This is a genomic window from Nonomuraea sp. NPDC049028 (genome assembly GCF_043197735.1).
In the GTDB taxonomy this organism is placed as follows: domain Bacteria; phylum Actinomycetota; class Actinomycetes; order Streptosporangiales; family Streptosporangiaceae; genus Nonomuraea.
In genome coordinates this window covers 13,150-36,874 of the sequence record NZ_JBICTR010000004.1, presented here as the reverse complement: position 1 = coordinate 36,874, position 23,725 = coordinate 13,150, and the positions used below count along the sequence as shown (strand labels likewise).

At 69.1% G+C, this 23,725-nt stretch carries 16 protein-coding genes; 9 read left to right on the top strand and 7 right to left on the bottom strand.

Going from position 1 to position 23,725, the window contains the following annotated elements:
- Window positions 1–198: 198 nt before the first annotated feature.
- The 3 genes from ACGFJ2_RS15895 (at window position 199) to ACGFJ2_RS15885 (ending at window position 7,207) form a co-directional block, all read left to right on the top strand.
- Entirely contained in the window at window positions 199–2,580 is a 2,382-nt protein-coding gene (locus ACGFJ2_RS15895) for a ricin-type beta-trefoil lectin domain protein (protein WP_393468613.1), read from the top strand.
- An 87-nt stretch (window positions 2,581–2,667) separates the two neighbouring features.
- A complete protein-coding gene (locus tag ACGFJ2_RS15890) occupies window positions 2,668–5,490 on the top strand; it encodes a carbohydrate-binding protein (RefSeq protein ID WP_393468610.1) in 2,823 nt (940 codons plus the stop codon).
- 10 nt (window positions 5,491–5,500) lie between these two features.
- On the top strand, window positions 5,501–7,207 hold the full coding sequence (locus ACGFJ2_RS15885) for a ThuA domain-containing protein (RefSeq protein WP_393468608.1): 1,707 nt from the start codon (window positions 5,501–5,503) through the stop codon (window positions 7,205–7,207).
- A 30-nt stretch (window positions 7,208–7,237) separates the two neighbouring features.
- Here the strand turns inward: ACGFJ2_RS15885 and ACGFJ2_RS15880 are convergent, their stop codons facing one another.
- Genes ACGFJ2_RS15880 through ACGFJ2_RS15850 form a run of 7 tightly spaced genes read right to left on the bottom strand, consistent with a single transcriptional unit; the run spans window position 7,238 to window position 13,819 of the window.
- Window positions 7,238–8,569, bottom strand: a complete 1,332-nt coding sequence (locus ACGFJ2_RS15880; RefSeq protein WP_393468605.1) for an alkaline phosphatase family protein — start codon at window positions 8,567–8,569, stop codon at window positions 7,238–7,240.
- Window positions 8,569–9,681 carry a metabolite traffic protein EboE gene (eboE, locus tag ACGFJ2_RS15875; RefSeq protein ID WP_358190476.1) on the bottom strand — a complete coding sequence of 371 codons (1,113 nt, stop codon included), beginning with the start codon at window positions 9,679–9,681 and terminating at the stop codon, window positions 8,569–8,571. The genes ACGFJ2_RS15880 and eboE overlap by 1 nt, the downstream gene beginning before the upstream one ends.
- A 2-nt stretch (window positions 9,682–9,683) precedes the next feature.
- Window positions 9,684–10,529: a TatD family hydrolase gene (locus ACGFJ2_RS15870; RefSeq protein ID WP_357959930.1), complete on the bottom strand. Its 846-nt coding sequence runs from the start codon at window positions 10,527–10,529 to the stop codon at window positions 9,684–9,686.
- A complete protein-coding gene (locus tag ACGFJ2_RS15865; protein ID WP_393468602.1) occupies window positions 10,530–11,036 on the bottom strand; it encodes an EboA domain-containing protein in 507 nt (168 codons plus the stop codon).
- Entirely contained in the window at window positions 10,981–11,847 is an 867-nt protein-coding gene (locus ACGFJ2_RS15860; protein WP_393468599.1) for a sugar phosphate isomerase/epimerase family protein, read from the bottom strand. Before ACGFJ2_RS15860 ends, ACGFJ2_RS15865 begins: the two co-directional genes overlap by 56 nt.
- Window positions 11,844–12,689 (bottom strand): SCO3242 family prenyltransferase, encoded by an 846-nt coding sequence (locus ACGFJ2_RS15855; protein WP_393468596.1) that lies wholly within the window; start codon window positions 12,687–12,689, stop codon window positions 11,844–11,846. Before ACGFJ2_RS15855 ends, ACGFJ2_RS15860 begins: the two co-directional genes overlap by 4 nt.
- Entirely contained in the window at window positions 12,686–13,819 is a 1,134-nt protein-coding gene (locus ACGFJ2_RS15850; RefSeq protein WP_393468593.1) for an inositol-3-phosphate synthase, read from the bottom strand. Before ACGFJ2_RS15850 ends, ACGFJ2_RS15855 begins: the two co-directional genes overlap by 4 nt.
- Window positions 13,820–14,214: 395 nt before the next feature.
- Between ACGFJ2_RS15850 and ACGFJ2_RS15845 the strand changes: the two genes are divergently transcribed.
- The 6 genes from ACGFJ2_RS15845 (at window position 14,215) to ACGFJ2_RS15820 (ending at window position 23,490) form a co-directional block, all read left to right on the top strand.
- Window positions 14,215–15,648 (top strand): sugar ABC transporter ATP-binding protein, encoded by a 1,434-nt coding sequence (locus tag ACGFJ2_RS15845; RefSeq protein ID WP_393469998.1) that lies wholly within the window; start codon window positions 14,215–14,217, stop codon window positions 15,646–15,648.
- The gene (locus ACGFJ2_RS15840; protein ID WP_357959946.1) at window positions 15,645–16,658 is read left to right on the top strand and encodes an ABC transporter permease; all 1,014 of its coding nucleotides are present in this window, start codon (window positions 15,645–15,647) and stop codon (window positions 16,656–16,658) included. Before ACGFJ2_RS15845 ends, ACGFJ2_RS15840 begins: the two co-directional genes overlap by 4 nt.
- The gene (locus tag ACGFJ2_RS15835) at window positions 16,655–17,605 is read left to right on the top strand and encodes an ABC transporter permease (RefSeq protein WP_393468588.1); all 951 of its coding nucleotides are present in this window, start codon (window positions 16,655–16,657) and stop codon (window positions 17,603–17,605) included. The genes ACGFJ2_RS15840 and ACGFJ2_RS15835 overlap by 4 nt, the downstream gene beginning before the upstream one ends.
- Window positions 17,592–18,788, top strand: a complete 1,197-nt coding sequence (locus tag ACGFJ2_RS15830; protein ID WP_393468586.1) for an ABC transporter substrate-binding protein — start codon at window positions 17,592–17,594, stop codon at window positions 18,786–18,788. The genes ACGFJ2_RS15835 and ACGFJ2_RS15830 overlap by 14 nt, the downstream gene beginning before the upstream one ends.
- A gap of 37 nt (window positions 18,789–18,825) precedes the next feature.
- Entirely contained in the window at window positions 18,826–19,659 is an 834-nt protein-coding gene (locus ACGFJ2_RS15825) for a sugar phosphate isomerase/epimerase family protein (RefSeq protein WP_393468583.1), read from the top strand.
- Between the two features lie 354 nt (window positions 19,660–20,013).
- Window positions 20,014–23,490 carry a ThuA domain-containing protein gene (locus ACGFJ2_RS15820; RefSeq protein ID WP_393468580.1) on the top strand — a complete coding sequence of 1,159 codons (3,477 nt, stop codon included), beginning with the start codon at window positions 20,014–20,016 and terminating at the stop codon, window positions 23,488–23,490.
- The last annotated feature ends 235 nt before the right edge of the window (window positions 23,491–23,725 follow it).

The following is a 23,725-nucleotide window of genomic DNA, read 5'->3' as shown; positions in this document are numbered from 1 at the left end:
ATTGCCGCTGGTAAAGAAAGAGATGCGGCTAACTATGGCCATGCGCTAGGTGTGCAAATGGTGAAATAAGCGGGCTTAAGGTCTTGACGGCTATCAATACTCACAACGTAATTAGAGGCGAGGACCCTCAGAAGGGTGTCACCTGCCTGAGCAGCAGGGCGTGACCTGGCCACACCCGTACCCCCCAAAGGAACAACTGTGCAGTCATCTTCGCCCGTCACGGCACTGAGACCGGCTCTGATCGGCATCGTCGCCGCGGCGCTGGCCGCGGCGTTCGCCCTCATCGCCCCCGCCACCCCAGCCCTGGCGGCCACCACGACCCTGTACGCGTCACCCGCCGGCACCGGCACCGCCTGCACCTCCACCCAGCCGTGCTCGCTGTCCGCGGCGCAGACGGCGGTACGCTCGCTGAACGGCGAGATGTCCGGTGACATCGTCGTGGAACTGGCCGACGGGGTGTACCGGCTCTCCGCGCCGCTCCGGCTGGCCGCCGCCGATTCCGGGAACAACGGCTACTCCGTCAAATGGCAGGCCGCGGCGGGCGCCCGTCCCGTCATCAGTGGAGCCAGGGCGGTCACCGGATGGACCGTGGCCGATTCAGGGAAGAACATCTGGCGCGCCGACGTCGGCACGGGGATCGACACCCGGCAGTTGTACGTCAACGGCGCCATCGCCACGCGGGCGCGTACGGCCGTGAACCGGTCGGACTTCACCGCGAGCAGCACCGGCCTGCGGTTCGGCAACAGCGCGCTGAACTATCTGAACAACCTGGCCAACCAGAACCGGGTCGAGATGGAGAGCGTGGGCTCGTTCACGGACCGCTATGTGACGGTGCAGAGCATCAGCGGGAACTTCATCACGATGCAGCAGCCCGGCTGGAACAACAACACCTTCGGGTACGACACCTTCACGCAGCCGCACCGGGCGGGTCCGCTGTACCTGGAGAACGCCTACGAGTTCCTGGACGCGCCGGGGGAGTGGTACATCAACCCCGGGACCGGCGTCCTGTACTACATCCCGGCTGCCGGGCAGAACATGAGCAATGTCAACGTTGAGCTGCCGGTTCTCCAGTCCCTGGTGAACGTCGGAGGCACTTACGACGCACCCGCGCACCACATCACGTTCAGCGGGATCACGTTCACCGGCACGACCTGGCTCGGACCCAGCGGCAACCAGGGCTATGCGGACCAGCAGACCGGCGCCTACATCGCGGGTAACTGGAACTGGCCCGCCGACAGGCTGACCTCCTGCCAGGAGGGCTGCCAGCAGTTCGAGGCCGCGCGGCCGCACTGGCAGCAGATGCCGGCAGCGGTGCAGGTGTCCGCGGCCGGCAACATCACCTTCACCGACTCCCGGTTCGTCAACCTCGGCCAGACGGCCGTGGGCATCGGCAACGACGCCAACGCGCACGCCAGCGGGGTCGGCCTGGGCGCCGGCGACATTACCGTCACCCGGTCCGAGATCGCCCAGAGCTCGGCCGGCGGCATCGTGGTCGGCGGCGTGCGCGCCGACGCGCACCACCCCAGTGACCAGCGCATGGTCAACCGGAACATCACCGTCAGCAACAACCGCATTCACGACCTCGGCCTGGACTACCGGGGCATCGTCTCGGTCCTGACCACCTACGTCACCAACACCGACGTGTCACACAACGAGGTCTACAACCTGCCGTACACCGGCATGTCGATCGGGTACGGCTGGGGCGCCAACGAGCCGGGCGGCAGCAACCAGTACGCCAACCGCGGCCTGTACAACTACCAGCCGCGCTACACCACTCCCACCACCGCGTCCGGCAACAAGCTCGTCGGCAACTACGTGCACGACGTCATGCAGCAGATGACCGATGGGGGCTGTATCTACACGCTGTCGTGGAACCCGAACGCGGTGATCAGCGGCAACCACTGCCTGCGGACCAACGGCTGGTTCGGGATCTACTTCGACGAGGGCTCCAAGTACTACACCGTCACCGGCAACGTGCTCTCGAACACCGGCACCTGGGCCACCGCCAACTACTGGGGCGGCGAGAACATGGGGAACTTCACCGTCACCGGCAACTGGTCGACAAACGGCAGCACCAATGTGACCAACGGCGACCGCGGCAACGTGGTGAACAACAATGTCACCGTCACCAACGGCGCTTGGCCCGCGGGCGCCCAGGCGGTGATGGCGTCCGCCGGTCCCCAGGGCCAGCCTTCGGGGAGCACGAGTGCCTTGAAGGGTGTGGGGTCTGGGCGGTGCCTGGACGTCAGCGGAGCCTCGCAGGCCAACGGCGCGCAGGCGCAGATCTGGGACTGTAACGGCCAGGCCAACCAGCAGTGGACCTCGACCGCCGCGGGTGAGCTGCGGGTGTACGGCGGCAAGTGCCTGGACGTGAACGGGGCCGGGACGGCGGACGGCACCGCGGTGATCATCTGGGATTGCAACGGCCAGAACAACCAGAAGTGGCGCCTGAACGCCGACGGCACCGTCACCGCGGTCGGGGCGAACAAGTGCCTGGACGTCGGTGCCACCGCCAACGGCACCAAGGCACGCATCTGGACCTGCACCGGAGGCACCAACCAGAAGTGGGCGCGCGCCTGACACCGTCTGGCGACGCGCCCTCGGCGCCCCACTCGCGGGGGACGAGAAAGCTTTCGCTCGAATCGATTCGATAGCAGAGGAACGCTCATGTCCCGACGTCCGTGGCTCACCTTGCTGACCACGATGGCGCTGATCATTCCCGGAGCGCTCGCGCTCGACGCCTCCCCGGCGAACGCCCTCGCCATTCCGGCGGCCGACTACCAGCAGGTGTCTCTCGCGTCGGGAGGTGCCGAGCTGGGTGAGGCGATGTCGCTGGCCGTCATGCCGAACCGGTCGGTGGTGCACACGGCGCGCGACGGCACGGTACGTGTCACCGATGTCAACGGCAACACGAAGGTGGCCGGCAAGCTCAACGTCTACAGTCACGACGAGGAGGGCCTGCAGGGTGTGGCGGTGGACCCCGACTTCGCGTCCAACCGGTACATCTGGCTCTACTACTCGCCGCGGCTGAGCACGCCGAACGGTGATGCGCCGAGCAACGGCACGCAGGCGCAGTTCGACCAGTGGAAGGGCGAGCTGCACGTGTCCCGGTTCACCCTCAAGCCGGACGACACTCTGGACCTGGCCAGCGAGAAGGTGGTCCTGCAGGTCCAGAACGACCGCGGCCTGTGCTGTCACGTGGGCGGGGACCTCGACTTCGACGCTGCCGGAAACCTTTATCTGACCACCGGCGACGACAGCAACCCCTTCGAGTCGAGCGGCTACTCCCCGCTGGACGAGCGGACCGACCGCAACCCGCAGTTCGACGCCCAGCGCTCGGCCGGCAACACCAACGACCTGCGCGGCAAGCTCCTGCGCATCAAGCCGCAGCCCGACGCAACCTACACGATCCCCAGCGGCAACCTGTTCCCGCCGGGGACGGCGAAGACCCGGCCGGAGATCTACGCGATGGGCTTCCGCAACCCGTTCCGGATGAGCGTGGACAAGGCGACCGGCATCGTCTACCTCGGCGACTACGGGCCGGACGCGGGGGTGACCAACGCCAACCGGGGGCCGAGCGGGCAGGTGGAGTTCGACCGCATCACCGGTCCCGGCAACTACGGATGGCCGTACTGCACGGGCACGAACACCACCAGCGAGACCTACAACGAATGGAACTTCGCCACCAACAGCACCGGTCCGAAGTACAACTGCGCGGGCGGCCCGACCAACAACTCCTTCCGTAACACCGGCCTGACCACGCTGCCTGCGGCGAAGCCGGCGTGGATCAGGTACGCGGGGGACGCCGGAAGCCCGCCGGAGTTCGGCTCCGGATCGGAGTCGCCGATGGGTGGTCCGGTCTACCGTTACGACCCCAACCTGAACTCGGCCGTCAAGTTCCCCCAGGCGCTCGACGGGCGGTATTTCGCCGGTGAGTACGGCCGGCGCTGGATCAAGGCGATCGAGGTCAAGCCGGACGGCGCCTACGGGGAGATCTCGGCGTTCCCCTGGTCGGGGACGCAGGTGATGGACATGGCCTTCGGTCCTGACGGGGCCCTGTACGTCCTCGACTACGGCGACGGGAACAACAACCAGGCGCTGTATCGCATCGAGTACATCGGCAGTGCCAACCGCAATCCGATCGCCAAGGCGTCCGCTGACAAGACGTCTGGACCGGCTCCGCTGACGGTGAACTTCTCCTCGGCGGGCAGCTCCGACCCGGAGGGCGGCGCGCTGACGTACTCGTGGAACTTCGGCGACGGCACCACCTCCACGGCGGCGAATCCGAGCAAGACCTACACCACGAACGGCGCCTACACGGCGACGCTCACGGTCCGGGACCCGCAGGGCCTCACCGGCACGGCAAGCGTGATCGTGAACGTCGGCAACACCGCGCCGACGGTCATCCTCACCACCCCCTCCGCCGGACAGCTGTTCTCCTTCGGCGACACCGTTCCCTTCCAGGTCACCGTCAGCGACCCGGAGGACGGCACGATCGACTGCGCCGGGGTCACCGTCGCCTACTTCCTCGGCCACGACAGCCACCGCCACCAGATCACCTCCACGACCGGCTGCTCAGGCTCCATCTCGGTGCCGGTCGACGGTGAGCATGACGCCGCGGCCAACATCTACGGCGTCTTCGAGGCCTCCTACACCGACAAGGGCGGTCTGACCTCCACCAGCGACCGTACCCTCCAGCCGCGGCATCGGCAGGCCGAGCACTTCGGCGCCCAGCAGGGCATCCAGACGGCCGACCACGCCACCGCGGAAGGCGGCAAGACGGTCGGCTTCACCGACGACGGCGACTGGATCTCCTTCCAGCCGTACAACCTGGGCAACGCGACGAGGATCACCGCCCGGGTCTCCTCGGCCGGCGCGGGCGGCCGGATCGAGGTGCGCGCGGGCTCGGCGACGGGCACACTGCTGGGAACGGTGAACGTGGCGAGCACCGGCAGCTGGGACACCTTCACCGACGTCTCGGCGAACCTCAGCGGCGCGCCGGCCGGCACCACGACGCTCTATCTGGTCTTCCGCGGTCCGACCGGACAGGGTTACCTGTTCGACGTGGACGACTTCACTCTCGACACCGGCACCCCGCCCTCGGGGAGCACGAGTGCGTTCAAGGGCGTGGGGTCGGGGCGGTGCCTGGACGTCAGCGCCTCGCCGGCCAACGGCGCGCAGGCGCAGCTCTGGGACTGCAACGGGCAGTCGAACCAGCAGTGGACGTCGACCGCCGCGGGTGAGCTGCGGGCCTCTGGCGGCAAGTGCCTGGACGTGAGCGGGGCCGGGACGGCGGACGGCGCCGCGGTGATCATCTGGGACTGCAATGGTCAGAGCAACCAGAAGTGGCGCCTCAACGCCGACGGCACCATCACGGCGGTGGGGGCGAACAAGTGCCTGGACGTCACCGGCTCCGGCACCGCCAACGGCACCAAGATGCGCATCTGGACGTGCACCGGAGCAACCAATCAGCGCTGGACCCGCGTCTGAAAGGACACCCATGCCGAGCGACCGAAAGACATCTGTGCTGCGACGCCTCTCAGTGACGGTGGCGGCGATCACCGCCGTCGCGACGGTGATCCCCGCCATCCCCGCCCAGGCCGCCGCCTACAAGGTGCTGGTGTTCTCCAAGACGGCCGGATTCCGGCACGACTCGATCCCCAACGGGATCCAGGCCATCCGCGACCTGGGGGCCGCCAACGACTTCGCGGTCGACGCCACCGAGGACTCGAACGCCTTCAGCACGGCCAACCTGGCCCAGTACAAGGCGGTGGTGTTCCTCAGCACCACCGGTGATGTGCTGAACGACAACCAGCAGGCCGTCTTCCAGACGTACGTGGACGGCGGGGGCGGCTACGTCGGGGTGCATTCGGCCGCGGACACCGAGTACAGCTGGGCCTACTACGGGCAGCTGATGGGGGCCTGGTTCAACAACCACCCGGCGATCCAGCAGGCCACTGTAAGGAACGAGGACCGGGCGCACGCCGCGACCGCTCACCTGGGGGTGACCTGGTCGCGTACCGACGAGTGGTACAACTACCGCACCAACCCCCGCCCGAACGTCCGGGTGCTCCAGAGCCTGGACGAGGGCAGCTACAGCGGCGGCGGCATGGGCGATCACCCGATCACCTGGTGCCACCCTCAGTCCTCCGGCCGCGCGTTCTACACCGGCCTGGGGCACACCAAAGAGTCGTACGCCGATCCGAACTTCCGCACGCTGCTGCTCGGCGGAATCCGGTACGCGGCCAAGGCCACCAACGCCGACTGCCGCCCGGAGACGGGGTACACGACGTTGTACAACGGCTCGACGACGGGCTGGTCGCAGGCCGGGCCGGGGTCGTTCGCCAACAGCGACGCCACGCTGACCTCCCAGGGCGGCATGGGCATGCTGTGGTACAACGCCAAGGAGTTCCGCTCCTACTCCGTCAAGCTCGACTGGAAGATGACCGGCGACTCCAACTCCGGCGTGATCGTCGGTTTCCCGGCCACCAGCGACCCCGACGCGGCGCTCAACACCGGATATGAGGTGCAGATCGACGCGACCGACACCCCGGACAAGACGACCGGGGCGATCTACGGGTTCAAGACGGCCGACATCGCCGCCCGCGACGCGGCGCTGAACCCGCCGGGTCAGTGGAACACCTATGAGCTGCTGGTGGAGGGCGAGCGGCTGCAGGTGTTCCTGAACGGCACCAGAATCAACGACTTCACCAACGCCGATCCGGTCCGCTCGCTCCAGCAGGGCTACATCGGCATCCAGAACCACGGGTCCGGCGACGTGGTGTCATTCCGCAACATCCGCGTCAAGGAACTGGCCGGCACACCGGGCGGCTCGGGCGCCCTCAAGGGCGTGGGGTCCGGGCGGTGCCTGGACGTCAGCGCCTCGCCGGCCAACGGCGCGCAGGCGCAGCTCTGGGACTGCAACGGCCAGGCCAACCAGCAGTGGACCTCGACCGCCGCGGGTGAGCTGCGGGCCTCTGGCGGCAGGTGCCTGGATGTGAACGGGGCCGGGACGGCGGACGGCACCGCGGTGATCATCTGGGACTGCAACGGGCAGAACAACCAGAAGTGGCGCCTCAACTCCGACGGCACCGTCACCGCGGTCGGGGCGAACAAGTGCCTGGACGTCGGTGCCACCGCCAACGGCACCAAGGCGCGCATCTGGACCTGCACCGGAGGAACCAACCAGCGCTGGACCCGCGTCTGAGGCCGATATGGCGGCCCGGGGTGTCCGCGGTCAGCGGCTTCTCCGGGCCAGACCGGCCAGGAGGTCCTTGACCTCGGTCGCCTCGTAGGAGTCACGGTCGAAGGGGCCGATGATGAGCGGGCCGTCGTCGGGGAGGTCGGGCAGCCGGCCGTGACTGCCCCGCACCGGCGCCGGGTCGAGCGGCACCACCGGCATCGTGTAGCGGAAGCCCAGTTTCTTCCTGGCCAGCGCCGCCGCCGCACGGAGCTTGACGAACGGATCATTCGGGTCCATGAACAGCTCGGCGGGGTCGTAGCCGGGTTTGCGGTGGATGTCCACGAGCCTGGCGAAATCCGGGGCGCGATCGTCGGAGAGCCAGTAGTAGTAGGTGAACCAGGCGTCAGGTTCCGCGACCGCGACGAGTTCGCCGGCGCGTTCGTGGTCGAGCCCGTACTTCGCCTTCCCCGCGTGGTCGAGCACCTCGTCCACGCCGGTCAGCTCGGCGACGACGGCGCAGGTGCGGCCGAGGTCGGCCGGATCGCGCACGTACACGTGGGCCACCTGGTGGTCGGCGACGGCGAAGGCCCGGGACGTCCACGGGTCGAGGTACTCCATCCCGGCCTGGGTGTGGACCTCCAGGAGACCCGCGGTGCGCAGCGCCCGGTTGATGTCCACCGGGCGGGACACCGGGGTGATGCCGTATTCCGAGAGCACGACCACCTCGGCGTCCTCGGCGAGGAGCGGAGCCAGCGCGGCGTCGACGGCGCGGGCCGCCGCGATGGCCTCGGGACCGGCGGGGCCGTACCGCTGGAGGTCGTAGTCGAGGTGAGGCACGTAGACCAGCAGCAGATCCGGCCGTTCGCGGGCCAGGATGCGGCGGGCCGCGGCGATGATCCATTCGGACGAGGTGATCCCTGCGTTGGGGCCCCAGTAGGTGAAGAGGGGGAACGGCCCCAGCGCGGCCTCGAGGTCGTCGTGGAGGGAGGGCGGGCGGGTGTAGCAGTCGGGCGACTTGCGGCCGTCGGCGTGGTAGACGGGGCGCGGGGTGACGAGGAGGTCGGTCGGCGCGCCCATCGCATACCACCAGCAGACGTTGGCGGTTCGCAGGCCGGGCGCGGCGGTCCACAGCTGGTCACCCTGGATGAGCGCGTTGTGCTGGCGCCACAGCAGCACCTCGCCGAGGTCCCGGAAGTACCACCCGTTGCCGACGATGCCGTGGTCGCGGGGCATCGAACCGGTCAGCAGAGTGGCCTGCATCGAACAGGTGACGGCCGGGAGCACGGGCCGCAGCGCGGCCGCCGCGCCCGCCTTCGCCACGTTCGGCATGTGCGCGAGCAGGCGCGGGGTGAGCCCGACGACATTGATCACGATCAGCGGTGCCATCACGTCTCCTTCAGCCCGAGGGCGGCGAGCTGTCCCCGCATCCAGTCGAGCTCGGCGGCGATGCCTTCCGCGACGTCGGCCGGCGCGCCGGGAAGCACGTTCCACGTGTAGGTCTCCACCTCGACGTGCCTGGTCAGCGGCCGTTCTCCGCCGAGGAGCACGTTCAGCAGGTCACGCAGGTAGGGGGCGCTGGTGGCGAGCGGAGGGGGCGGCGCGTCGTGCAGCGGGACGTGGAAGTGCACGCGCCAGCTCTCGTCCGCGGGCAGGCCGCCGGACAGGGCCTCGCCCAGGTCATCGGCGTATCCGGTGGCGGAGCGCGTCTGGTGGAGGAAGCGGGCCTCGTCGAACGCGGCCAGCGCCCGCTGTGCTCCCGGTGGGGCCACCAAGGCGCACGACGCCTGGAGCTTCACGATGGGCAGCCCGGTGCGGGCGCCCGCGCCGGGTTCCTCGAAGCCCACGGCCATGTGGCAGGCGTCCAGGCAGAGGCCGAGGTGGTCGTGATCCACGCCGCTCAGCAGGGCGGTAGCCTGGGGCGTCGTCTCGACGATGCAACCGGGCTCCGGCTCGAAGCCCAGCCGGATCACCTTGCCGGTACGGCCGGCCAGCGCGCGCAAGCCCTGGGCGACCGCGTCGAGATTGGCCATGACCGCCGCCGCTTTCTCTTTCGTCCACCCGGTCCGCCAGGCGAGGGGGAGGGTCGAGATCGTGCCCTCGGTGACGCCGTCCGGCAGCAGCGCGGCGAGGATCTCGGCGAGCCCGAGCGTGTAACGCAGCCGCTCCGCGTCGGCCCAGTCAGGGGTGTAGACGCGGTACTTCACGATCTCGTCGTGGAAGCCGCGGTAGGGGAACCCGTTGAGGGTCACGACCTCCAGCCCGAGCGCGGTCAGCCGCTCGCGCAGCCCGGCGAGTTCCCCGGGCCGGGCGAGGAGGTCCGCGGCGGCGTGCTGGGACAGCCACAGCCCGAGCCCGAGCCGTTCGACGCCGAGCAGGCGCCTGACCCGCGCGGCGACGCCGGACAGCTGACCGTGGATGCCGGGGAGATCCTCGGCGGCGTGGACGTTGGTGCAGTAGGACAGGTGCACCGTCGAGCCGTCCGGATGGCGCAGCCGCATGGTCACCCCCGCTTGATCGTGTTGCCGGCGTGGTCGGGGCCGGCTTCCGAGCCGGTCTCGAGGTCGAGGCGGCCGCTCTGCCCGTAGAAGGCGACCGGATTGCGCCACAGCACCCGGTCCACGTCGTCCTCGCCGAAACCGGCCGCGAGCATGACGTCGGCCACCTCACGTGTCTTGAGCGGGTCGCTCCGTCCCCAGTCGGCGGCCGAGTTCACCAGAATCCTGTCCGTGCCGTACTCCTTGAGCAGGGCCACCATCCGGTCCGGGTCCATCTTGGTGTCGGGGTAGATCGAGAACCCCATCCAGCAGCCCGAGTCCGCGACCATGCCGACGGTCATCTCGTTGAGGTGGTCGATGAGCACCCGTTCGGGGGGTATCCCGGCGTCCCGTACCACGTGGAGGGTCCGGCGGGTGCCCGCGGCCTTGTCCCGATGCGGAGTGTGCACGAGCACCGGAAGGTCATTCTCCTGCGCCAGGGCGAGCTGGGCCTCGAAGGCCCGTTCCTCCTCCGCCGTCATCGAGTCGTAGCCGACCTCGCCGACCGCGACGACGGAGTCTTTCAGCAGGTATCGCGGCAACTCGGCCAGCACCCCCACGCACCGCGCATCGTTCGCCTCCTTCGGGTTGAGCGCGAGCGCGCAGTGGTGGTGGATGCCGTACTGCGCGGCGCGGTACGGCTCCCAGCCGAGCAGCGCGTCGAAGTAGTCGAGGAAGCTGCCCACGTTGGTACGGGGCTGCCCCAGCCAGAAGGCGGGTTCGACCACGGCCCGGACCCCCGCGGCGTACATGCGCTGGTAGTCGTCGGTGGTTCGGGAGGTCATGTGGATGTGGGGGTCGAAGATGCGCATTCAGCTCCTCTCCAGGATGTCGCTCGGGACGGGCCGGTCGGCCGCCCGCAGCTCCGCCGCGTAGTCCGACAGCATCCGGGCCAGTTCGGCGTCGAAGCGGCGGTCCAGCCCGGCCACCGCCGCCAGGGGGATCGACATGAAGACGCACTTGAGCACTCCTTGACGGAAGGAGTGGTCGTCCAGCCACGCCGAGCCGTACGGGCCGAGAGCCGCGGCGACCAGCCGCGTGTCATTGGTGCGCAGCGCGTCCTCCACCAGCCCGACCGCCGTCCCTTCTGAATCGAGCTCATGCAGGACGGTCAGGATCGCCAGCCTCTCGCCGCTGTCGCCGGCCTCGTACAGGCCGTGGATCACCGCGTGGTCGCCGTGCAACGCGCCGAGCAGCGCGCGTCGGGCGCCGGGGCCGCCCCGCCGTTCGGCCTGCGCGAAGAGCCGGTGGATCGCGTACGGGTCAGCCTCGACCTGCCGGACGGCCTGTGCCAGCCACTCCTGCGCCGGCTCCTTCATGTGCCCTCCTCAAGAAGTCGATCGAGCGGCGGGCGACCTGCGGGGCCGCATGGCTGTGCCGGGCCAGCTCCACGGCCACCAGACCCGAGTAGCCGTGCAGAGCGGCGAGCACCGGCACGAAGTCGATCTCACCCTCGCCGAATTCCAGGTGCTCGTGGACTCCCCGGCGCATGTCCTCGATCTGCACGTGCACGGTGTACGGCAGCGCCCGGCGGATACAGGTGCCCAGGTCCTCCCGCTCCACGCAGTGGCAGTGCCCGATGTCGAGGGTGAGACCGAACCGGTCATGGCCGCCGAGCATCGCGCGCAGCCGCTCGAAGCCGTCCAGGTCGGCGACGAGCATCCCGGGTTCCGGTTCGAATCCCAGCGTGACGCCCACCTGGTCGGCCTCGTCGAGCAACCGTGCGCACTGGCGGGCCAGCCGCGTGTACGCCTCCGCCTCCGGCATGCCGTCGGGGCGGACCCCACTCCACAGGTGCACCACGGGAGCGCCCAGATCGGCGGCGACCCGCATCGCCGTGGTCAGAAACTCCACTCTGCGCTCGGCGTTGTCGCTGATGAGGGTCGGATGGTGTTTGCGCAGGGGATCGAGGGTGTAACGCCCGCCCGTCTCGACGACGGCATCGAGGCCCAGGCGTTCGAGGAGCCCGGCGATTCGCGACACCGCCGCGGCCAGGCCGGGGGAGTGGGGGTCGAGATGACCGTGGTCGAGCGTGATCGCCGCACCGGTGTACCCCAGATCGGCCAGGACCGCCAGCGCCTCGGGGAGCCGGTGGCCGGCGAAGCCGTTGGTGCAGTAGGCCCACTTCACGATGTCGCCAGCCGGGATGAGAGCCACCTTCCCAGCGGCAGCGAACACAGCAGCGCGCCCGCCGTCGCGAACCGCCCGCCACCGGCGACCGCCGCCGCCTGGAGCGGGATCAGGCCGAGGATGCTCAGGCGGACGGCCTGCCGGACGTTCTCGGGGTCGGGACGGGCCCGCAACCCGGCCTGGACCGGGAGGGTGAAGGCGAGATAGCCGGCGATGAGGACGCCCGCTCCGGCCCGGGCGGCGGCTCGGTTGCGCACGCAGGAGGCGGCCGCGAGACCGGCCGCCGCGGTGCTGGCCACGAGCGCGCGCTCGGCGGTCCCGCGTGCCGCCCCCGTTACCTCGGCCCGGCCCAGGACGCTGATCCCGTAGGTGTGCGCACCTATCGCCAGCGCCGTCGGCACGGCGGCCCTGACCTGCTCGCCCGCGCCCAGAAGCACGTCGAGCGCGCGGCAGGCCGCCATCGAGGCCGGTCCCGCCGCCGTCCGTTTGAGGCCCAGGTCGTAGGCCCACACCGCGCCGGCCAGCAGGCCGGCGACGGTGAGAGCGCGACGGCCGCCGGCGAGGGCGGCGGTGGCCAGGCCCGCGCCGGTCAGGGCGGCCGCGAGCCCGAGCGCGGCGCCCGGGCGGACCCGGCCTGACGGGATCGGGCGCTCAGGACGCTCGACGGCGTCCGCTTCACGGTCGGCCCAGTCGTTGAGCGCCATTCCCGACCAGTACATGAGCACCGACGCCAGGGCCAGGCCGGGTGCCGGCATCCGCCCCGCGGCGGCGGCCCCCGCCATGGTGTCCCCCGGCACCGACAGTGCGGCCGGGGCGCGGACCAGCTCGAGCAGCGCCCTCATGACAGCTCCTCGGCGAAGGCGCGCAGCCGGGCGTACTGGGCGGCCAGCGCGTGCTCGTCCGTTCCCAGCGGGCTCTTGAAGAAGTAGCCGAGCTCGGGCAGGACGCCGTGCCGCCCTTTCTCGTGCGCACGGGCGACCAGCCGGGCCAGGTCCAGGACGAGCGGAGCGGCCAGCGCCGAATCGCAGCCCTGCCAGGTGAACTGCAACGTCATCCGCACGCCGAGAAAGCCGTCGAATGTTACGTGGTCCCAGGCGGTCTTCCACTCTCCGAGATCCGGGACGTAGTCGATGTGCGTCTCACCCTCGACGGGTCCTCCCAGGACCTTCGCGACGACCTGGTCCTTGGAGAGCTGTTTGCTGGACCTGGCGGCCGGATCGGCGAGGGTCGCCCCGTCGCCGCCGCCGAGGAGGTTGAGCCCGGACCAGGAGCGGACCCGCAGTGCCCGGTCGGCGAACATGGGCGCCAGGGCGCTCTTGACCAGGGTCTCGCCGGTCTTGCCGTCGCGTCCCGCGTACGGCACGCCCCGCTGGGCGGCGAGTTCCGCCAGGGCGGGAAGGGTCGGCCCGGTGGAAGGGGTGAACTCCACATAGCCGCACCCGGCGTGGAACGCCGCATAGGCGTACAGCGAACTCGGCGGCAGGACGTCGTCTCCCGCGGCGAGCCGCTCCTCGAGATCGGCCAGCCTCTCGAACTCCGGACGCGAATCCACCGGGGGCTCGGTCGACGACACGTTGACGACGACCACCCGGGCCAGCCCGTGCCGGGCCCGGAAGCCGGCGATGTCGTCGATCAGCCGGGTCGCGGCCCGGCCGCCGTCGCCGGGGACGTGGCCCGGCCGGATCTCGGCGTCTGCGGCGTCCAGGTCGGAGGCGAGCAGCCCCGGCAGGTCCGGTGATATGACTCCTGCTCTGCCCAGCTGTTCGGCGCGCTTGCGTAAGGAGGTCTCGGTGATGTCATGGCCGCCGAAGGCCAGGTCGGTCAGCGGAACCAGGTGCCCGGGAAAGCCGGGGGACTCGCTCACGCATCCTTGCGGGGTGGCAGCTCCTGCCCTGATGGCCGCGGCGCCCACGATGGCAGTGGTCGCCACGGATCCCCGTGCCCCGATAAGCCACACACCGAGCTTGTCCATGAAAGCTCCATCGTGTCGGGACTATCCCCGCATGCGGAAGGCATCCGGTATGTAAGTCTCCGTGATGGTAAGAGCCATTTTTGTCGATGGTCAAGCATAAGAAGGCTTATCACTGTCTTATTATCCGCCGATTACGACGATCACCGCCGTACCGGTGATGGCCGAGCGGTCGCCGAGCTTGCTCGTCAGGATGTCGAGGTGCTGCTCAAGGCCTGCTGTAGACCACCGATTATGCCGTCAAGGGTGCGAGCTTTTGCTTGACCGTCGACATAAGCCCGCTTAGCATCCGGCAGCATGAGGGATATAAGGCCGAAACTTGCCGCTGGCCCAGGCTTACCCTCAAGACTCCGTCCGCGGGATCGGCCACGGTGGGGGAGGTGGGCGGGGTGCTGAGCATGCGTGGCATCGGCAAGAGCTTCCTGGGCGTGCGGGTGCTGTCCGGAGTGGACCTGGACATAACGGCCGGCGAGGTGCACGCCGTCGTCGGCGAGAACGGCGCCGGCAAATCCACCCTGATGAAGATCATTTGCGGTGTTCACCCGCCGGACGAGGGCACGATCGAGATCGACGGTCACCCCGTCTCCTTCGGCCATCCGCTCGAGGCGCAGCGCTCCGGCATCGCGATCATGTACCAGGAGTTCAACCTGCTGCCCGAGCGTACGGTCGCCGAGAACGTCTTCCTCGGGCGCGAGCCGCTCAGGCGCGGCCTGGTCGACCGGGCCACCATGGAGCAGGCGACTGCGCGGCTCCTCGCCGAACTGGGCGAGGACTCCTTCGGCCCCCGCAACGCGGTCAAGCGCCTGTCGGTGGCCCAGCAGCAGGTCGTCGAGATCCTCAAGGCGTTGTCGATGAACGCCCGGCTCGTCGTCATGGACGAGCCCAGCGCGGCGCTCGCCGAGCACGAGGTCGAGCTGCTCTACCGGCTGATCGGGCGGCTGAGGGAGCGCGGCGTCGCCGTCGTGTACATCTCCCACCGATTACGCGAGGTGTTCGACCTGGCGGACCGCGTCACCGTGCTCAAGGACGGCTCGCTCGTCACCACGCTCCCGATCGGCGAGGTGACCCCCGACGAGCTGATCCGCCTGATGGTGGGCCGCGACCTCGGCGCCTACTTCCCGCCCCGCTCGCCGGGCCCCGGTGAGGTACGGCTCAGCCTGCGCGGAGCGGGCAACCACAAGCTCCGCGACATCGATCTGGAGCTGCGTGCCGGGGAGATCGTCGGCATCGCCGGCCTGCAGGGATCCGGCAGATCGGAGCTCGCCAAGGCGATCTTCGGCGCGGAGCCGTTCACCACGGGCGAGATGACCCCGTCGCGCCCCCGCTCGGTCCGGGAAGGCGTCGCCATGGGCATCGGGCTCGTGACCGAGGACCGCAAGGCCGAAGGACTCGCCCTGCGCCAGTCGGTTCGTGACAATGCCCTGCTCGTCGCCCGGGCGGTGGGCGCCAAGGGCCGCAATGGCGTCCACGACCTGCTCGAACGGGTACGCCTGTCGCCTCCACGACAGGAACAGGAGGTCCGCTACCTGTCCGGAGGCAACCAGCAGAAGGTCGTGCTCGCCAAATGGATGACGATGGCGCCGCGCGTGCTGCTGTTCGACGAGCCGACCCGGGGCGTCGACGTCGGGGCCAAGGCCGCGATCCACGACCTGATGCGTGAGCTGGCGAATGGCGGCATGGCCATCATGATGATCTCTTCCGAGCTGCCCGAACTCATCGGCATGAGCGATCGCGTCGTCGTCCTGCGCGACGGCCGGATCGCAGGCACACTGCCGGCCGGCCCCTCTGAGGAAGCCATCATGCGTCTGGCCGCAGGAGAGGTGGCTGAATGAACACGCTCTCACGCGTCCGCCGTCCCGCCCACCCCGGCGAGGCGCACAGCGGCCTGGCGGCCTGGTTACGTGAGCCCACACAGGTGGTGTTCCTCGCGCTGCTCGGCCTGGTCGCGGTCGGCTGGGTCCTGGTCGCGCTCGACGGCGGTCAGTTCCTGACCATGGAAAGCATCGTCGGGATCCAGCAGCGCTCGGCGGCTCTCGGCATCGTGGCGATCGGGCAGACGCTGGCGATCCTGGCCGGGTCGCTCGATCTGTCCGTGGCGTACCTGATCAGCCTGACCTCGCTGATCGCGGCGGAGATCATGGCGGGCCAGGACGGGAACATCCTGCCGGCGGTCGCCGCGGTGCTTGCCGTCAGTGCATTGGTGGGGCTGGTCAACGGGCTGGTCATCACCAGGCTCCAGGTTCACGCCTTCATCGCCACGCTCGGCGTCGCCCTGATCATCAGGGGCATCGTCGACCACCTGTACGATGGCCCCGCCGGCAAGGTGCCCGAGTCGTTCCAGATCCTCGGCTACTCCCGAATAGGGCCGATCCCCGTCTCCGCCCTGCTCTGGGCAGGCGTCGCCGTCGCCGCCTGGTTCCTGCTGAGCAGGACCCGGCCGGGCTACCGCATCTACGCGGTCGGCGGGAACGAGGAGGTCGCCCGGCTGTCCGGGATCCGTACGGGTCGCGTCATCCTGCTCACCCACGTGCTCTGCTCGGTCTGCGCCGGCATCGCGGGCCTGCTCCTGGCCGGCAGGCTCGGGGCGGGGGCGCCCACGGTCGGCACCGACGGCGGCTACGACCTGGAGTCCATCGCCGCGGTCGTGCTCGGCGGGACCGCGCTGGCCGGCGGAAAGGGTGGCGTCGCCGGAACCGTGGGCGGCGTCCTGCTGCTGGCTGTCCTGGACACCATCTTCAATCAGCTCGAGGTCAACTCCTTCGTCAAGGACGTGGTCCGCGGCGTGGTCATCGTGATCGCGGTGGCCGTCTACGCCCGGCGCACCAAGGAGCGGTCGGCATGAAACGGGCACTTCCCATCGTCGCGGTCCTCCTGGTGCTGCTGGCCGCGATAGCGGTCGCCAACCCCTTCTTCCTGGAGCCCGCCGGGTTCCTGGCGTTCCTCAAACGGGCCGCGCCGCTGGTGATCCTGGCCGCGGGGCAGTACTTCGTCATCGTCTCCGGCGAGTTCGACCTCTCGGTCGGTTCGCTGGTGACGGCGGAGGTGGTGATCGCCGCGCGGCTCATCGACGGCGACGAGTCCGCCACCTGGCCGGTCCTCGCGCTGCTGACCGCCGTCGGGCTCTTCGTCGGACTGATCAATGGCGTGATCACCACCAAGCTGCGGGTGCCGTCGTTCATCGTGACGCTCGGCATGCTGCTCATCCTGTCCGGAGCGGTTTTCCTGTGGACCGGCGGCGCACCGCGCGGCGCGTTGTCGGAGGGCTTTCGGGTCCTCGGCCGCGGCGGCCTCGGACCGGTGCCGTGGTCGGTGCTGATCCTCTTCGCCGGGGGCGCGGCGGCGATCTTGCTCATGCGCGCGGATTTCGGCAAGACGCTCATCGCCACCGGCGACAACGAACGCGCCGCGGCCCTGTCCGGGGTCCGGGTCCACCGAGCCAAGATCTTCGCCTTCATGCTCTCCGGCCTGGCCGCGGCCGTCGCGGCGATCCTGCTCGGCGGCTTCGCCGGTGTCTCGGCCCAGGTCGGCCAGGGACTGGAGTTCTCCGCCATCACCGCGGTCGTGCTCGGCGGCGTGGTGCTCGGCGGCGGCCGCGGCTCCGTGCTGGCCGCCATGGCCGGGGCCTTCACGCTGGAGGCGCTGTTCACCCTGCTCAACCTGTACGGAATCTCGGGGGCGCTGGAGTTCACCGTGCAGGGCGTCATCATCATCGCCGCGGTCGCGGCGGGAGCAATCCGGCTTCCCCGGCCGTTCACCCCCCGCAAAGGAGACGCACATGCCGCGTCATAAGGCCGCAGTCGCCGTGCTCGCCGCGCTCGCCCTCGCCGGCTGCACCACCGACAAGCTGACGTCCACTACCCAGTCCGCGGCTCCCGCCACGAGCGCTCACCGCTCGGGCACGGGTGCGCAGTCGAAGTTCTTCGTGCGGGCGGACTTCGACGCCCAGCTGGCCATGCGCTCCCAGACGCCGCAGGGTCCCATGGACAAGCCCTGGGAGCAGGCCATCGCCCCGCAGATGGTCGATACGGCGAAGTACAAGAAGAACGGACCGTACCACCTGTGCTTCTCCAACGCCGCGGTCAACAACCCATGGCGCCAGGTCGGGTGGAAGACGATGCAGGCCGAGGCCGGCCTGCACAAGGAGATCACCAAGTTCACCGCCTTGGATGCCGAGGGCAAGGACGACAAGCAGATCTCCGACATCGCCGAGTTGCAGGCCAAGGGCTGTGACGCGCTGATCGTCTCGCCGAACACCACGGCCACGCTCACCCCGGCCGTGACGGCCGCCTGCGGGAAGGTGCCCGTCATCGTGTTCGATCGGGGCGTGGAAACGGACTGCCCGGTGACGTTCATCAAGCCGATCGGCGGCTACGCCTTCGGCGCCGACGCCGCCGAGTTCCTGGTCGAGAAGGTCCCGGCCGGCGGTAAGGTGCTCGCGCTCCGTATCCTGCCCGGCGTGGACGTACTGGAGACCCGCTGGTCGGCGGCCAAGGTGGTCTTCGACAAGAGCGAGGTCCAGGTCGTGGGGGTCGAGTTCACCGACGGCGACGCCGCCAAGACCAAGAGCATCGTCAGCGACTACATCCAGCGGCACGGCAAGATCGACGGCGTCTGGATGGACGCAGGCGCCACGGCGGTGGCCGCGATCGAGGCATTCGAGGACGCGGGCCTGCCGGTACCACCCATCAACGGCGAGGACCAGCAGGACTTCCTACAGAAGTGGAAGGACGCCCACCTCACCGCCATCGCGCCCACATATCCGACCTACCAGTGGCGCACCCCGATCATCGCCGCGCTGAAGATCCTCAAGGGCGAGGAGGTGCCCAAAATGTGGAACCTGCCGCAGCCGAAGGTCACCTCGGAGAACCTGTCGGCGTACCTGAAGCCGAACATGCCACCGCTGCACTACGCGTTGTGCGGCTGCGAAACCCTGCCCGGGTTCCCCGAGAACTGGGGCGGGAAGAAGAGCTGATCGGCTCCTTCCGCGAACCGACCACGAAGAGGGGCGCATGTTCTCCATCGGAGTGAACACCTGGGTCTGGGTCTCCCCGCTGACCGACGACGAACTGGCCCGGCTCGCGCCCCGCATCGCAAGGTGGGGCTTCGACGTCATCGAACTGCCGATCGAGCAGCCCGGCGACTGGAACCCGGACAAGGCCGCGACGGTACTGGCCGAGCACGGGCTGGCCGCGTCCGTGGTACTGGTCATGCCGCCGGGGCGGGAACTCGTGGCCGCCTCTCCGGAGACCATCCGCGACACCCAGGACTATCTGCGGCACTGCGTCGACGTGGCGACGACCGTCGGCTCCCCCGCGATCGGGGGGCCGGCGTACGCCTCGGTCGGCCGTACGTGGCGGCTGGCGCCGGACGAGCGCCGGGAGGTCTACGCAGAGTTGCGTGAGCATCTGCGGCCCGTTGTGGACTACGCGGCCGGCCGTGGGGTGAAGCTCGCGGTCGAGCCGCTCAACCGGTACGAGACCAGCCTCATCAACACCGTCGAGCAGGCGCTGGACGCGCTGCCTGAGGACTGCCACCTGGCACTCGACACCTACCACATGAACATCGAGGAGAAGGATCCCGCCCAGGCGGTGCGGGTCGCGGCGGATCGGATCGCGCACGTCCAGGTGTGCGGCACCGACCGCGGCACGCCGGGAGCCGACCGCTTCGACTGGCCCGGCTTCACCCGGGCCCTGAACGACGCCGGCTATCAAGGGCCGCTCGTCATCGAGTCCTTCACCGCGCACAACCAGACCATCGCCACCGCGGCCTCCATCTGGCGACCCCTCGCCGAAAGCCAGGACGCGCTGGCCGTGGACGGCCTCGCCTACCTGCGCACCCTCTGATCACAATGGTGCTTGAAAGTTTCATACTTATCGAGGGCCTTTTCCTTGCCCTTTTGAATGCCGGCGGAGTGGCGCGGCATCGGTAACGCGGCCTGAACCTGCGGATTTCCGGTAAAGGCGGTGAGACCCTGGCTCAGTAGAAGCGGAAAGGCGGTCCTGGACTCGCTTGATAAGCATGCTTGACACTCATGTTTGGCCCGACCTATTTTCGTTCCGAATCGATTCGACATCCTCGCATGGTCAGGCCCCGCCGCCCGGATCGATGGGTGGGTCACTGCTGAAGACGACCGGCATCGGCCGAGATGACGCACGCCTTCCCACCCGTCAACTCCGTAACCCCCCAGGAGATCCTTCATGCGAACATCACGCCTGCTTTCCGCCCTCGCCGCAGCCTTATTAGGGTTGTGGCTGTCCGCGGTGCCGCTGGTGGCGCACGCGGCCGCGCCGCAGTTCAAGGTGCTGCTGTTCACCAAGACCGCGAGCGGCGCCTATCGGCACGACTCGATCCCCGCCGGTGTCGCGATGTTCCAGCAGATGGCGGCCGACAACAACTTCCAGCTCGACCAGAGCGAGGACTCCGCCGTCTTCACGGCCGCGACCCTGAACACCTACGACGCGGTGATCATGTTCCAGACCAGCGGCATGGTGTGGGACAACGACGCCCAGCGTCAGGCCTTCCAGGCGTACGTGCGCAGCGGCCACGGCGTCGTCGCGATCCACAACGCCACCGACATGAACATCGAGGCGCAATTCCCCTGGTGGGACCAGGTCGCCCTGGCCGGCGCGCACATGACCGCGCATTCATCCATCCTGCAGGGCACCGCCAAGGTGGCCGACAAGGTTCACCCCTCCACCAAGGGACTGCCGGATCGCTGGGTGCGCACAGAGGAGTGGTACAACTTCGACAAGAACCTGCGCGGCTCGGTGCACGTGCTGGTGACCGCGGACGAGACCACCTATGACGCGGGGCCGAACAAGATGGGCGCCGACCACCCGATCTCCTGGTGTCACAACCCGGAGGGCGGCCGGGTGTGGGCCACCGCGATGGGCCACCAGGCGTCCTCCTATTCGGAGCCGTCGTTCAAACAGCACCTGCTGGGCGGGGTGAAATGGGCGGCGGGCGCGGCGCCGGGCGACTGCGGCGGCACCGTCGCGGCCCGGTTCCAGAAGGTGACCCTCGACGGCGCACCGGACCAGCCAATGGAACTGGACGTGGCCGGCGACGGCAGGGTCTTCTACATTTCGCGCTCGGGCAAGGTGAACCTGATCCCCGCCAACGGCGGGGGCACGCGCGTCATCGCCACCCTGTCGGTGTACGACGGAGGCGAGGACGGCGGCATCGGGCTGGCGCTGGACCCGAACTTCGCCACCAACGGCTGGATCTACGTCAACTATTCGCCGTCCAACGGCGGCGAGGTGAACCGGGTGTCGAGGTTCACCTTCAACGGCACCAGCCTCGACCTGGCGAGCGAGAAGAAGATCATCGAGGTTCCGGCGTACCGCAACGTCGACGAGCCCGGCCACACCGGCGGCTACCTCGCGTTCGGGCCGGGCGGGAACCTGTACATCGGCCCGGGTGACGACACCAATCCCAACGGGTCCAGCGGCTACGCCCCGATCGACGAGCGGCCGGGCCGGGAGCATTACGACGCCCAGCGGTCCGCGGCCAACACCAACGACCTGCGCGGCAAGATCCTGCGCATCCACCCCGAGGCCGACGGCACCTACACGGTTCCGTCCGGCAACCTGTTCGCGCCCGGCACCGCCAAGACGCGGCCGGAGATCTACGCGATGGGCTTCCGCAACGCGTTCCGCTTCTCGGTCGACAAGGTGACGGGGTGGATCTCGCTGGGTGACTACGGCCCCGACGCCGGCGCCGCGAACCCCAGCCGCGGTCCCGAGGGCACCGTCGAGTGGAACCTGATCAAGCAGCCGGGCTTCTACGGCTGGCCGTACTGCGTCGGCAACAACATCCCGTTCAACGACTACAACTTCGCCACCAACACCTCCGGCGCGAAGTTCAACTGCTCGGCGCCCGTCAACGACTCGCCCAACAACACCGGGCTGACCAATCTGCCCGCGGCCAAGCCCGCGACCGTCTGGTACAACTACCACGCCTCAGCCGAGTTCCCCGAGATCGACTGCTGCGGCGGTGCCGCCCCGATGGGCGGCCCCTTCTACCGCTACGACGCCGCCGGCGGCTCTGACCGCAAGTTCCCCGAGTACTTCGACGGCACGCCGTTCGTCTACGAATGGAGTCGCAACTTCGTCAAGGAGTTCCGGCTGGACTCCTCGGGCAACCTCCTGAAGATCAACCCCTTCGCGGCACAGCTCGCCCCGCACGCGCCGATCGACATGAAGTTCGGTCCGGACGGCGCCCTGTACATGGCCGACTGGGGCAACGGCTTCGGCCACGCGAACACCGATGACAGCGTCTACCGGGTCGACTACGTAGCCGGAAACCGCGCGCCCCTGGCCAAGGCGAGCGCCAACCCCGACTCGGGCGCGGCGCCGCTGACGGTGGCGTTCTCCTCGGCCGGCTCGTCCGACCCAGACGGCGACGCGATCACCTACGCGTGGGACTTCGGCGACGGCGGGACCTCCACCAGCGCCAACCCGTCCCACACCTACAACGCCAACGGGACGTACACGGCCAAGCTCACCGTACGGGACTCCGGCGGGAAGACGGGCAGCGTCACGTTGTCCATCGCCGTCGGCAACACCCGTCCCAAGGTCGTCTTCTCGGCTCCGCCCGACGGCGGGTTCATCGACTTCGGCGACCAGGTGGCCTACACGGTGAACGTCACCGACCCCGAGGACGGCGCCATCGACTGCACCAAGGTCAACGTGATCACCGCGCTCGGCCATGACCAGCACGCCCACGACACCGGCCAGTACACCGGTTGCTCCGGAACGGTCACGACCACCGCCTCCGGCCATGACGAGGCCGCCAACGTCTACTACGCCCTGTCCGCCGACTACACCGACAAGGGCGGCCTGAAGGGCAGCGCCGGCGTCACCCTGCAGCCCAAGCACAAGCAGGCCGAGCACTTCACCGGTTCGTCCGGAATCCGGATCGTCGACGAGCCCGGAGCCGAGGGCGGCAGGCGCATCGGCGACATCTCCAACAACGACTGGATCTCCTTCAGCCCGATCAACCTGTCCGGGATCGACACGGTGTCCTTCCGCGTCTCGGCACCGTCCAACACCGGGGCGTCCATCGAACTGCACGCCGACTCGCCGACCGGAGCCCTCATCGCCTCCAGCCCCGTGCCGGCGACCGGGGGATGGAACACCTACGTGTCCCTGCCCGCGGTGCAGGTCACCGATCCCGGTGGCACCCGCAATGTCTACGTCGTGTTCAAGTCGCCGTCCGCGAACTCGTTCGACGTGGACTCGTTCACCGTCAACGGCAAGGGCGTCGGGCAGGGCGACGGCTCGCCTCCGGGCAGCACCGGCGCGCTGCGGGGTGTCGGGTCGAACCGGTGCCTCAACGCCGCCTCGCCGACGAACGGTACACAGGTGCAGATCTTTGACTGCAACGGGCAGGCCGGCCAGCAGTGGACGTCGACCGCCGCGGATGAGCTTCAGGTGTACGGCAACAAGTGCCTGGATGTGAACGGGGGCGGGACGGCGGACGGCACCGCCGTGATCATCTGGGACTGCAACGGGCGGAACAACCAGAGATGGCGGTTCAACGCCGATGGCAGCATCACCGCCGTCGGGGCGAACAAGTGCCTGGACGTCAGCGGCGCCGCCACCGCCAACGGCACCAAGGTGCAGATCTGGGCGTGCAACGGCCAGAACAACCAGAAGTGGACCCGCGTCTGAATGCCACGTGCCGTCCGGACCCTGGAGCCGGCCCTTCCGTAGCGGCTCCAGCGGTCTGGACGGCGGGGGCGTCATTGCGGACAGCGGCCCCGGCCCGACGGGCCATGGTCCAGCGAGGACCGAAGCGCAGCCGCCGTCCGTCCGCCGTGACGGCGCCGGTTGAGGTGACGCCCGCCGGCATGCCGCCCCACGACCCGGCATCGGAGACCCACCGGCCGAAGTGCGGGTGCCGGTA